General features: G+C 68.8%; 11 protein-coding genes. 4 read left to right on the top strand and 7 right to left on the bottom strand.

Going from position 1 to position 11383, the window contains the following annotated elements:
* Positions 1-18: 18 nt before the first annotated feature.
* Complete coding sequence (locus tag BHU15_RS05035; protein ID WP_247748424.1) at positions 19-651, bottom strand: DUF2461 family protein; 633 nt, start codon at positions 649-651, stop codon at positions 19-21.
* A 79-nt stretch (positions 652-730) separates the two neighbouring features.
* Positions 731-3112, bottom strand: a complete 2382-nt coding sequence (gene dnaB / locus BHU15_RS05040) for a replicative DNA helicase (protein ID WP_368483188.1) — start codon at positions 3110-3112, stop codon at positions 731-733.
* A 360-nt stretch (positions 3113-3472) separates the two neighbouring features.
* On the opposite strand from dnaB, the gene BHU15_RS05045 reads away from it, so the two are divergent.
* Positions 3473-4834 (top strand): MATE family efflux transporter, encoded by a 1362-nt coding sequence (locus tag BHU15_RS05045; RefSeq protein ID WP_069626052.1) that lies wholly within the window; start codon positions 3473-3475, stop codon positions 4832-4834.
* Between the two features lie 100 nt (positions 4835-4934).
* On the opposite strand, the gene rplI is transcribed toward BHU15_RS05045, so the two are convergent.
* From rplI to rpsF, 4 genes are all read right to left on the bottom strand, one after another.
* On the bottom strand, positions 4935-5381 hold the full coding sequence (gene rplI, locus BHU15_RS05050) for a 50S ribosomal protein L9 (protein WP_023540280.1): 447 nt from the start codon (positions 5379-5381) through the stop codon (positions 4935-4937).
* An 18-nt stretch (positions 5382-5399) separates the two neighbouring features.
* Positions 5400-5636 carry a 30S ribosomal protein S18 gene (rpsR, locus tag BHU15_RS05055; protein ID WP_003967857.1) on the bottom strand — a complete coding sequence of 79 codons (237 nt, stop codon included), beginning with the start codon at positions 5634-5636 and terminating at the stop codon, positions 5400-5402.
* Positions 5637-5678: 42 nt separating this feature from the next.
* A complete protein-coding gene (locus BHU15_RS05060) occupies positions 5679-6290 on the bottom strand; it encodes a single-stranded DNA-binding protein (RefSeq protein WP_069626053.1) in 612 nt (203 codons plus the stop codon).
* Positions 6291-6363: 73 nt separating this feature from the next.
* A complete protein-coding gene (gene rpsF, locus BHU15_RS05065) occupies positions 6364-6654 on the bottom strand; it encodes a 30S ribosomal protein S6 (RefSeq protein ID WP_069626054.1) in 291 nt (96 codons plus the stop codon).
* Positions 6655-6926: 272 nt separating this feature from the next.
* Between rpsF and BHU15_RS05070 the strand changes: the two genes are divergently transcribed.
* The 3 genes from BHU15_RS05070 to BHU15_RS05080 all read left to right on the top strand — a co-directional run bounded on the left by BHU15_RS05070 (position 6927) and on the right by BHU15_RS05080 (position 9714).
* Positions 6927-7250, top strand: a complete 324-nt coding sequence (locus BHU15_RS05070) for a hypothetical protein (protein ID WP_031230680.1) — start codon at positions 6927-6929, stop codon at positions 7248-7250.
* 136 nt (positions 7251-7386) lie between these two features.
* A complete protein-coding gene (locus BHU15_RS05075) occupies positions 7387-8505 on the top strand; it encodes a lipid II:glycine glycyltransferase FemX (RefSeq protein ID WP_023540276.1) in 1119 nt (372 codons plus the stop codon).
* A gap of 177 nt (positions 8506-8682) precedes the next feature.
* On the top strand, positions 8683-9714 hold the full coding sequence (locus BHU15_RS05080; RefSeq protein ID WP_069626055.1) for an alanine racemase: 1032 nt from the start codon (positions 8683-8685) through the stop codon (positions 9712-9714).
* A 100-nt stretch (positions 9715-9814) separates the two neighbouring features.
* Here the strand turns inward: BHU15_RS05080 and BHU15_RS05085 are convergent, their stop codons facing one another.
* The gene (locus BHU15_RS05085; protein ID WP_069626056.1) at positions 9815-11311 is read right to left on the bottom strand and encodes a glycosyltransferase family 87 protein; all 1497 of its coding nucleotides are present in this window, start codon (positions 11309-11311) and stop codon (positions 9815-9817) included.
* Positions 11312-11383 lie beyond the last annotated feature (72 nt).

An 11383-nucleotide genomic window follows, 5' to 3' on the forward strand; every position in this document is an offset into this window, starting at 1 on the left:
CGCGCCGCCCTCGCGATGTCAGGCGGCGCGCTTCACGTGGCGGACCAGCCACATCAGCAGTGCGTCCAGGTCGGCGGCGGCCGAGAGGACCCGGTCGACCGCCTCCGGGGTGTGCAGCCACTCCTCGCAGCCGAGGGGACGCGCGGCGATCAGTGAGCGGTGGCGCAGGAGGTCCGTACGGGAGTGGTCCGCCGGATAGCCGCGCGGGGGGCGTTTCATCACGTCCCCGGAGATGTCGTAGCCCTTCTTCCGCACGTCCTCGACGATGGCGGCCAGTTCGCGACCGCTCCCCTCGGAGGCCACGGCTCGGCGGAACATGTCCACCTGACCGGGATCGGGATACCACCAGGCGCCCTGGATCCGCAGACCGTCCAGGGAGAACCGGAGTCCGATCTCGATCTTGCGGCCGAGCCGGATCACCGCGCTCTGGTGCTGCCACCACCAGGAGTCGGTGCGGTAGTGCCAGACGGAGAAGTCCTCGTACCGGGAATCGGTGTCCGCGACCGCGTTGAGAAGGCCGATCATCGGCTGCCGGACCAGACGCTCGCGGTCCGCGCGGCAGCGCTCACGGGTCGCGTGATCCGGTTCGCCCTGGAGCTGCCACAACACATCCATGGCCTGCTCCGGCCAGCCGGTGAACTGTCCGGACATGCGCGGATGGTAGCTCACCCACTCTCCGCGCGCGGAGAGTGGGACGGCCGGGAAGGCGTGGGGATCCCACCGCCTCGGATCACGTCTGCGCCATGTCCACGAAGCGTGAGTAGTGGCCCTGGAACGCCACCGTGATCGTCGCCGTCGGGCCGTTACGGTGCTTCGCCACGATCAGGTCCGCCTCGCCCGCGCGTGGGGACTCCTTCTCGTACGCGTCCTCCCGGTGCAGCAGCACGACCATGTCCGCGTCCTGCTCGATGGAGCCCGACTCACGCAGGTCGGAGACCATCGGCTTCTTGTCCGTGCGCTGCTCGGGGCCACGGTTCAGCTGGGAGAGCGCGATGACCGGCAGCTCCAGCTCCTTGGCCAGCAGCTTGAGGTTTCGCGACATGTCCGAGACCTCTTGCTGGCGGCTCTCCGCGCGCTTGGAACCGCCGGACTGCATCAGCTGGAGATAGTCGATGACCACCAGCTTCAGCCCGTTGCGCTGCTTGAGCCGGCGGCACTTCGCGCGGATCTCCATCATCGACAGGTTCGGCGAGTCGTCGATGTACAGCGGCGCCTGCGAGACGTCCGGCATCCGGCGGGCCAGCCGCGTCCAGTCCTCGTCCGTCATCGTGCCCGAACGCATGTGGTGCAGCGCCACCCGTGCCTCGGCCGAGAGCAGGCGCATCGCGATCTCGTTGCGCCCCATCTCCAGCGAGAAGATGACGCTCGGCAGGTTGTTCTTGATGGAGGCCGCGCGCGCGAAGTCCAGTGCGAGCGTGCTGTTGTGAGTGGGGATCATGGAACGGGTCGCCAGATACAGGTGCGCGGAGTTGTCCACCTGGACGCAGCGGACCGGGACGCTCTCGACCTCCCGGACCTCCGTGATGAAACGCCGCGTCGGCTCCGGTGTCGCCGGACCGCACCGCTCCCGCAGCGTCTGCTGCTTGCGGTCCAGCCGGAACGCCTCGTCGGCGGTCGTGAAACTGATCCCGTAGGACGTGGACGACTCCTGCGACCGTCCTTCGACGCGCTCGGTCGACATCCCGCACCGGTACCCGAGGCTCAGTACCAACTCGCGGACGCCCTCGGCCAGGGCTCGGTTGGTGACGGTGAACCGCACCGCCCCCGTGCCGGTCACCGTGCCGTGCGTGTCGAGCAGCCCGGCGAGGAGCGCCCTGCGCTGCGCGAGGGAAGCCCGCAGATACTCCCGGGGGATTTCGCCGTCCGCGTCGCCGGCCGCCTCGCCGAGCCGGGCGCCCAGCGTGTACGGCGGGACGGGCAGATCGCGCTCGGGCAGATCGAGCGGTGCGGTTGTCGTCACGGAGTGGTTCGCGCGCCCGTCGTCCGTGACGCAGCGGACCGTTTCGGCGATCTCCTTGGTGGTCTTGACCGAGGCCGGGGAGTCGCGGGTGTCCGTGAGCCACTGGTGCTCGGCGTCGGCGACGACGCTCGACCCGTCGTCGAAAGTGATCTCGTAGCAGGGGCGGTCACGCATGATGTCGGTCGCGGCAACCACCCGCGTCGGCCGCCCGGTCGCGTCGAGGAGCAGGTCGCCCGGTCGTACCTCCCCCATGGTGGTCCAGCCGGTGGGAGTGGGCAGCGGGGTGTCCAGGGCAAGCGCCTTGCCCATGGCGGGACGGGCCGCGATGACGATCATCTGGCCGGGGTGCAGCCCGTTCGTGAGCGAGTCGAAGTCCGTGAACCCCGTCGGCACACCCGTCATCTCGCCGCTGCGTGAACCGATCGCCTCGATCTCGTCGAGCGCGCCCTCCATGATGTCGCCCAGCGGCAGATAGTCCTCGCTGGTGCGCTGCTCGGTGACCGCGTAGATCTCGGCCTGGGCGGAGTTGACGATCTCGTCGACGTCACCGTCCGCCGCGTATCCCATCTGCGTGATCTTCGTGCCGGCCTCGACGAGACGGCGGAGCACCGCGCGCTCGTGCACGATCTCCGCGTAGTACGACGCGTTCGCCGCCGTCGGCACGGACTGGACCAGCGTGTGCAGATACGACGCTCCGCCGACGCGGGTGATCTCACCGCGCTTGGTCAGCTCCGCGGCCACCGTGATGGGGTCGGCCGGCTCGCCCTTCGCGTACAGGTCGAGGATCGCCTGGAAGACCGTCTCGTGCGCGGGCCGGTAGAAGTCGTGGCCCTTGATGATCTCCACGACGTCGGCGATGGCGTCCTTGGAGAGCAGCATGCCGCCGAGCACGGACTGTTCGGCGTCCAGATCCTGGGGCGGCACTCGCTCGAAGCCGGTTGATCCGCCGTCCCACGCGGCGTTGTCCCTGCCGCGCTCGTGCTGCTCCTCGCGGCCTCTTCCCTCACCGCGGCGCTGGCGGGAGACGGGCAGACGATCGCTCGGACCGGCCTCGGTCCAGGGGTCGTCCAACGGCTCGGGAATGCTCACCGGCCACCTCCTCCCGTCCGCCAGGCGGACCTCGCCGTGCCACTCTTTTCTACGGCACGACACTGACAAATCGAGTGGCCTGACTCCGGTTGCGGCGCGTCGGACGTCGGTCCACGGTAGGCCCGCGGGGACCGTCCGCCAATCTGGTTATCCACAGGCCATGTGGACGAAAGACCATATGCTGTGGAGAACTCCGTCGATCCTGTGCACGGACCGGGGGACAGCACTGTGGACAACCTCGCGCCCCGCTCGCCACACCACCCCTGACCTGGGATTTCTCCATCCACCGGCTGTGGGGGAGAAAAACTTTTCAAGCTGGTCCAAGATCCGAGCAAACGGCGCACAGCCGTGCCCGAATCCTGCCCGACAGTAAGGATCACTTACGCATTGCATCTCTTACCTGTGGAAGATTAGATTGAGCGCATGACACAGGTCCCCACGGCACCCGGGCCCGGACCCGACAGCCGGTCCAAGGCCGGCCGCCGACGGCACGATCGCGAGATCGTCGCACTCGCCGTTCCGGCCTTCGGCGCGCTCGTCGCCGAGCCCCTCTTCCTGATGGTCGACAGCGCGATCGTCGGCCATCTCGGCACTCCGCAGCTCGCCGGTCTCGCGATCGCGGCGGCGCTGCTGACGACCGCCGTGAGTGTCTTCGTCTTCCTCGCCTACGCCACCACGGCGGCCGTCGCGCGTCGCGTCGGCGCGGGTGATCTTCAGGCGGCCATCCGGCAGGGCATGGACGGGATCTGGCTCGCCCTGCTGCTGGGCGCCGTCGTCATCGCCGTCACCCTCCCCCTGGCCCCCTGGCTCGTCGACATCTTCGGCGCCTCGGACACCGCCGCCCCGTACGCGATCACCTATCTGCGGATCTCCAGCCTCGGCATACCCGCCATGCTGGTCGTCCTGGCCGCGACGGGTGTCCTGCGCGGTCTCCAGGACACCCGCACCCCGCTGTACGTCGCCATCGGCGGCTTCGCCGCCAACGCTGTCCTCAACGTCGTGCTCGTCTACGGCGCCGGCCTCGGCATCGCCGGTTCCGCCTGGGGCACCGTCATCGCCCAGTTCGCCATGGCCGCCGCCTATCTGGTGGTGGTCGTACGGGGCGCCCGCCGCCACGGCGCCTCGCTGCGGCCCGACGCCGCCGGGATACGGGCGAGCGCCCACGCGGGCGTCCCCCTTCTGGTCCGTACGCTCTCCCTGCGCGCGGTCCTGATGATCGCCACCGCCGTCGCCGCCCGCCTCGGCGACGCCGATGTCGCCGCGCACCAGATCATCCTGTCGCTGTGGAGCCTGATGGCCTTCGCGCTCGATGCCATCGCCATCGCAGGACAGGCGATCATCGGCCGGTATCTGGGGGCGAACGACCCCCGGGGCGCGAGGGAGGTCTGCCGTCGCATGGTGCAGTGGGGAGTGGTCTCCGGCGTGGGGCTCGGGGTGCTCATCATGCTGACGCGCCCCTTGTTCACCCCGCTCTTCACCGGCGACCAGCTGGTCCAGGACACCTTGCTGCCGGCGCTTCTGGTGGTGGCGCTCACGCAGCCGATCGCGGGCATCGTCTTCGTCCTGGACGGTGTGCTGATGGGCGCGGGCGACGGTCCCTATCTGGCAAAGGCGATGGTGGTCACGCTGGCCGTCTTCGCGCCGGTGGCTCTGCTGGTGCCGGTGTTCGGGGGCGGACTGACCGCTCTGTGGTGGGCGATGACGCTGATGATGGCGGTCCGCCTGGTGACGCTGTGGCTGCGCACCCGGTCCGGCCACTGGCTGGTCACGGGCGCCACCCGCTGACCGGTGCCGGCCGCGCTCGCGAACGTTTCACGTGAAACGGACAGAGGGCCGCACCCCCGGCTGGGGTGCGGCCCTCTGTTCATTGCTTGGCGGTCAGGCCCTAGGCGGGCACGACCTCGACGCCGAACTTCGCGGCGACCTCGGGGTGCAGACGCACGGACACCTGGTGCGAGCCCAGGGTCTTGATCGGCGAACCGAGCTCGATGCGGCGCTTGTCGACCTCCGGACCACCGGCGGACTTGATCGCCGAAGCGAGGTCGGCCGGGGTGACGGAGCCGAAGAGACGGCCGGCGTCGCCGGAGCGAACGGCCAGACGCACCTTCACACCTTCGAGGCGGGCCTTGATCTCGTTGGCCTGCTCGATGGTGGCGATCTCGTGGATCTTGCGAGCGCGACGAATCTGCTCGACGTCCTTCTCGCCACCCTTGGTCCAGCGGATCGCGAAACCACGCGGGACCAGGTAGTTGCGGGCGTATCCGTCCTTGACGTCGACGACGTCGCCGGCGGTGCCGAGGCCGGTGACCTCGTGAGTGAGGATGATCTTCATGATTAAGTCACCCTCCCCTTATCGCGCGGTGGACGTGTAGGGCAGCAGCGCCATCTCACGGCTGTTCTTGACTGCCGTGGCGACATCACGCTGGTGCTGCGTGCAGTTGCCGGTGACGCGGCGGGCACGGATCTTGCCGCGGTCGGAAATGAACTTCCGCAGCATGTTCGTGTCCTTGTAGTCCACGTACTGGGTCTTGTCCTTGCAGAATGCGCAGACCTTCTTCTTAGGCTTGCGCACAGGCGGCTTCGCCATGGTGTTTCTCCTGTGTGATCAAGAAAGTGGGAGCGAGCTGCCCTAGAAGGGCGGCTCGTCCGAGTAGCCGCCGCCGGAACCGCCGGAGCTTCCGCCCCAGCCGCCTCCGTTGCCTCCGCCACCCTGCTGCTGCGGGGTACCGCCGCCGGCCGGCGCGCTGGTCGCCCAGGGGTCGTCGGCGGATGCTCCGCCGCCGCCCTGCTGGCCACCACCGGGACCGCCGCCCCAGTTGCCGCCGCCCTGCTGCTGACCGCCGCCACCGCCGCCGTAACCGCCCTGGCCACCGCGACCCGTGGTCTTGGTGACCTTGGCCGTGGCGGTCTTCAGGCTGGGGCCGACTTCCTCGACGTCCAGCTCGTAGACCGTGCGCTTGACGCCCTCGCGGTCCTCGTACGACCGCTGCTTCAGACGGCCCTGCACGACGACGCGCATACCCCGCTGAAGCGACTCGGCGACATTCTCCGCCGCCTGACGCCAGACCGAGCAGGTGAGGAACAGGCCATCGCCGTCCTTCCACTCATTGGTCTGCTTGTCGAAGATGCGGGGAGTGGACGCGACACGGAACTTCGCGACCGCCGCACCGGACGGGGTGAAGCGCAGCTCGGGGTCGTCGACGAGATTGCCGACGACCGTGATGACGGTCTCGCCTGCCATTGGGTGAACCTCTCGGCGGGGATTGCTTCTGCTGCTGGCTGCTACTCGGACCCGATGACGCTGAGCTGGAAGCTCAGTGCGTCTCGGGGCGGAGGACCTTGGTCCGGAGGACCGACTCGTTCAGGTTCATCTGTCGGTCGAGCTCCTTGACGATCGCGGGCTCAGCCTGCAGATCGATGACCGAGTAGATGCCCTCGGGCTTCTTCTTGATCTCGTAAGAGAGACGACGACGGCCCCAGGTGTCGACCTTCTCCACCTTTCCTTCGCCCTCACGGACGACGGAGAGGAAGTTCTCGATCAGCGGGGAGACTGCTCGCTCCTCGAGATCGGGGTCGAGGATGACCATCACCTCGTAGTGACGCATGTGGAACCCACCTCCTTTGGACTCAGCGGCCACGGTCGTTCCGTGGCAGGAGGGTCGTGATGCGTGAGCAACGGTATCGGCCGCCACTGACAATCCCGCTCGACGAGCGATGATCGCGTTCTGGCCTGGGCAGACACCGGTGCAGACCGTACAGACTACCTCTTGACCGCCTTCCGGTTGAAATCCGGCCGGGTACGGCCGCACCCTGGACACATCGGGTGTGGGCGGCGCTACGGTGCGCCGCCTTCCGGCAAGGCGCCAGGAGGTGCCCCATGGCACAGGCAATGCAACCGAAGGTTCCGAAGACGACCGGTTCTCTCTTCGCCACCGATCACCGGCCCCATCCCCTCCAGGACATCCTGATCTGGGTGACGGCGGTCCTGGGCGTCACCGCGTTCATCTCCTCGATGTTCTACAACCTGCATCTGCTCAGCTCCTGGACGGGGCTCATCGGCATCCTCACGGGCCTGTACAGCCAGTTCGTCTCGGTGACGACCCACGAGCGGTTCGCCACTCTCATGGGCCTGGGCTCCGCGGCGGTCGGCTTCTACCTCGGGATGGCACACGGCGGCCTCTTCGGCGGCGTGCTGGGCTGAGGCCCGGCCCGAAAGAGAGGTCCCGAGGCACGCTCCGCCCCGTGGCCGGTCGGGGCGCTCCCACGGCAAGTAGGCTTCGGCGCGAGAGCCGGAGCCCCCCTACTCCATGGGGACACATCTGCGAGGAGCGCCCCGCATGACCCTGACGCTGAGCACCATCAGTCGCGAGCAGCATCTGGCGTACATCCAGAGCCTGCCCGCGGCCAGCCACTGCCAGGTCCCCGCGTGGGCGGACGTGAAGACGGAGTGGCGCTCGGAGAGCCTGGGCTGGTTCGACAGGGACGGCCAGTTGGTCGGCGCCGGGCTGGTGCTCTACCGCCAACTGCCCAAGATCAAGCGGTATCTGGCGTATCTCCCCGAGGGCCCGGTCATCAACTGGTACGCCCCGAACCTGGCCGACTGGCTCCAGCCGATGCTCGCGCATCTGAAGAACCAGGGCGCGTTCTCCGTGAAGATGGGCCCGCCCGTGGTGATCCGCCGCTGGGACTCGGCGGCCATCAAGTCCGGGATCCAGGACCAGGACGTGAAGCGGCTGCGCGACGTGGAGGCCACCCACATCGAGCCGCGCGCCTTCGAAGTGGCCGACCGGCTGCGGAAGATGGGCTGGCAGCAGGGCGAGGACGGCGGGGCCGGCTTCGGAGACGTACAGCCTCGCTACGTCTTCCAGGTCCCGCTGGCCAACCGGTCCCTGGACGATGTCCTCAAGGGCTTCAACCAGCTGTGGCGGCGCAACATCAAGAAGGCGGAGAAGGCGGGCGTCGAAGTCGTCCAGGCCGGCTACAACGACCTGGAGGAGTGGCAGCGGCTGTACGAGATCACGGCCGAGCGCGACCACTTCCGGCCCCGCCCGCTCTCGTACTTCCAGCGGATGTGGACCGTCCTCAACTCCGAGGACCCCAACCGCATGCGGCTGTACTTCGCCCGGCACGAGGGAGAGAACGTCGCCGCCGCGACGATGCTCATCGTGGGCGGCCACGTCTGGTACTCCTACGGGGCGTCGGCCAACCACAAGCGGGAGGTCCGGCCGTCGAACGCGATGCAGTGGCGGATGCTCCGTGACGCCTATGCGATGGGTGCGACCGTCTACGACCTGCGGGGCATCTCCGACTCCCTCGACGAGACGGACCACCTGTTCGGTCTCATCCAGTTCAAGGTCGGCACGGGCGGCGAGGCCGTCGAGTACGTGGGTGAGTGGGACTTCCCGCTCAACAAGCTGCTCCACAAGGCTCTCGACATGTACATGTCCCGCCGCTGACCGCGCCCCCGACCCTGTGGACAGCGGAGTGCCGGTGGTCAGCAGACTGCGGTGCCAGACACCGGACAACCCCGCCGACGCGCCCAGCAGAACCAATAATTGCGTAAGGCTCCCAAGGCCCCCAAGAACGTTCATATCCTTCATACACCGCAGCCACGAGAAAGGTTCCGGACCGGCATGGCGCTCTCCCTCTACGTCGACACCGCGCGCTGGCGGGCGCACCAGAAGTCGGTCATTGACCAGTTCCCGGGCCTCGTCCCGGTCTGCAAGGGCAATGGCTACGGCTTCGGCCACGAGCGGCTCTCCGAGGAGACCACCCGCTTCGAGTCGGACATCCTCGCCGTCGGCACCATCTACGAGGCCGCCCGCATCAAGGACTGGTTCAGCGGCGACCTGCTGGTCCTGACCCCCTTCCGCCGCGGCGAGGAGCCCGTACCGCTGCCCGACCGCGTCATCCGCTCCGTCTCCTCGGTCGACGGCGTCTTCGCCCTGGTCGGCGCCCGCGTCGTCATCGAGTGCATGAGCACCATGAAGCGCCACGGCGTCCGCGAGGAGGAGCTCGGCCAGCTGCACGCGGCCATCGAGGACGTACGCCTCGAAGGCTTCGCCCTGCACCTGCCGCTCGACCGTACGGACGGGTCCGACGCGGTCGAGGAGGTCATCGGCTGGATGGACCGGCTGCGCGCGGCCCGGCTCCCGCTGCACACCATGTTCGTCAGCCACCTGCGCGCCGAGGAACTGGCCAGCCTCCAGCGGCAGTTCCCCCAGACCCGGTTCCGCGCCCGCATCGGCACCCGGCTGTGGCTCGGCGACCACGACGCCACCCAGTACCGGGGCGCCGTGCTGGACGTGACGCGCGTCGTCAAGGGCGACCGGTTCGGCTACCGCCAGCAGAAGACCGCCTCCGACGGCTGGCTGGTGGTCGTCGCCGGCGGCACGTCGCACGGCGTCGGACTCGAGGCACCCAAGGCGCTGCACGGCGTGATGCCGCGCGCCAAGGGCGTGGCGCGCGCGGGCCTGGCGACGGTCAACCGCAATCTCTCGCCCTTCGTGTGGTCGGGCAAGCAGCGCTGGTTCGCCGAGCCGCCGCACATGCAGGTGTCGATCCTGTTCGTGCCGGCCGACGCCCAGGAGCCCAAGGTCGGCGACGAGCTGGTGGCGCACCTGCGCCACACGACGACGCAGTTCGACCGTCTCGTGGACCGCTGACCGCCGCAAGGGCAGCCACACCGCCGGAGAACCGCTCAGGGGCCGTACGGGCCGACAGCCCGTACGGCCCCTGACTCGTTCCCGGCGCCCGTGAACCGCCTCACGCGGCCCCGGGCGGCCTCACTCCCCACGACACGCGCTGCGACGCCTCCACCGTGTGCGCCGCGTACTCCTTCGGCCGGGCGGTCTGCCCCAGCACGAACACGTCCGGCGCCCCGTCCAGCACCCCGCCCGACGGATCGTCCGACCCGTCGCGCCGTACGCCGTCGCGCTCCGGCAGCAGGATGTCCCGTACGACGACGGCGCACAGGTACAGCGTCCCCAGCAGGTGCAGCGCGATGGCCAGTTGGTAGCCCTCGGTCGGCAGTCCCTTGTGGGCGTCCCCGCTCGTCGTGTACGCGAGATACATCCAGATGCCCAGGAAGTACATGACCTCGCAGGCCTGCCAGATCAGGAAATCGCGCCACCTCGGCCGGGCCAGCGCGGCGAGCGGGATCAGCCACAGCACGTACTGCGGCGAGTAGACCTTGTTGGTCAGGATGAAGGCGGCCACGACCAGGAAGGCGAGCTGCGCGAACCGGGGCCGTCTCGGCGCCGTCAGCGCGAGTCCCGCGATGCCCGCGCACGCCAGGACCATCAGCACCATCGACCACGTGTTGACGGTCTCGACCTCCAGGGACCGCCCCGTGCGCTGCGTGATGATCAGCCAGAAGGACCCGAAGTCGACCTGCCGCTCCTGACTGAAGGTGTAGAACTTCTTCCACCCCTCCGGCGCGAGCAGCATCACCGGCAGGTTCACCAGCAGCCACGAGGTCGCCGTACCGCCCAGCGCGACCCCGAACTCCCGCAGCCGCCCGGCGCGCCAGCACAGCACCAGCAGCGGCCCCAGCAGCAGTACGGGATAGAGCTTGGCCGCCGTCGCGAGACCGATGAGGATGCCGAAGGCCAGCGGCCTGCCGCGCGACCACATCAGCATTCCGGCCGCCAGGAGGGCGACGGCCAGCAGATCCCAGTTGATGGTCGCGGTGAGGGCGAAGGCGGGCGCCAGGGCGAGCAGCAGGGCGTCCCAGGGGCGGTGCCGGTGGGTGCGGGCGACGCAGACGGCGATGACCACCGCGCAGATCATCAGCATGCCCGCGTTGACCATCCAGTAGATCTGTTCGCGGTGCTGGATGTCGCCGCCGCCCGGCGTGAGCCAGGAGGCGACCTCCATGAACAGACCGGTCAGGACGGGGTACTCCAGGTACTGCATGTCGCCGCTGAGCTGGTCGAAGTACGGCACGAGATTCTCGGCGAAACCGCGCCCGAGGAAGAGGTGCGGGATGTCGGAGTAACAGGCGTGCGTGTACTGGGAGCTGGCGCCCCGGAACCACGCCCACTCGTAGCAGGGCATCTTCTGCACCATGCCGAGCGCGAACATCCCGATCGCCACCAGCGCGACCACGCGTACCGGGGTGAGCCGGCTGGTGCCGTACCAGGCCCAGCGGCCGATGGGGCCGCCGATCAGCTCGCTGCCGGACGCGGCGATCCTGTCCCGCCTGGTGGGCGGTACGACCGGCCGGTCCTTGGGCACCCTGGTGTCTTCTGTGCTCGGCATGCCGCCCATCCTGCCGTACGCCGCCCCGGGCACGGCAAAGGCCGCCGCACCGGCCCGTACACGCTGTGTGTA

Source organism: Streptomyces niveus, assembly GCF_001723055.1.
Taxonomy (GTDB): Bacteria; Actinomycetota; Actinomycetes; order Streptomycetales; family Streptomycetaceae; genus Streptomyces; species Streptomyces niveus.

Coding starts and splice junctions, on each gene's coding strand:
- BHU15_RS05070 (WP_031230680.1), top strand. CDS start 6,927: ATGGCACAGGCAATGCAACCGAAGGTTCCGAAGACGACCGGTTCTCTC.
- BHU15_RS05085 (WP_069626056.1), bottom strand. CDS start 11,311: ATGCCGAGCACAGAAGACACCAGGGTGCCCAAGGACCGGCCGGTCGTA.
- rplI (WP_023540280.1), bottom strand. CDS start 5,381: ATGAAGATCATCCTCACTCACGAGGTCACCGGCCTCGGCACCGCCGGC.
- BHU15_RS05080 (WP_069626055.1), top strand. CDS start 8,683: ATGGCGCTCTCCCTCTACGTCGACACCGCGCGCTGGCGGGCGCACCAG.
- BHU15_RS05075 (WP_023540276.1), top strand. CDS start 7,387: ATGACCCTGACGCTGAGCACCATCAGTCGCGAGCAGCATCTGGCGTAC.
- BHU15_RS05060 (WP_069626053.1), bottom strand. CDS start 6,290: ATGGCAGGCGAGACCGTCATCACGGTCGTCGGCAATCTCGTCGACGAC.
- rpsR (WP_003967857.1), bottom strand. CDS start 5,636: ATGGCGAAGCCGCCTGTGCGCAAGCCTAAGAAGAAGGTCTGCGCATTC.
- rpsF (WP_069626054.1), bottom strand. CDS start 6,654: ATGCGTCACTACGAGGTGATGGTCATCCTCGACCCCGATCTCGAGGAG.
- BHU15_RS05045 (WP_069626052.1), top strand. CDS start 3,473: ATGACACAGGTCCCCACGGCACCCGGGCCCGGACCCGACAGCCGGTCC.
- BHU15_RS05035 (WP_247748424.1), bottom strand. CDS start 651: ATGTCCGGACAGTTCACCGGCTGGCCGGAGCAGGCCATGGATGTGTTG.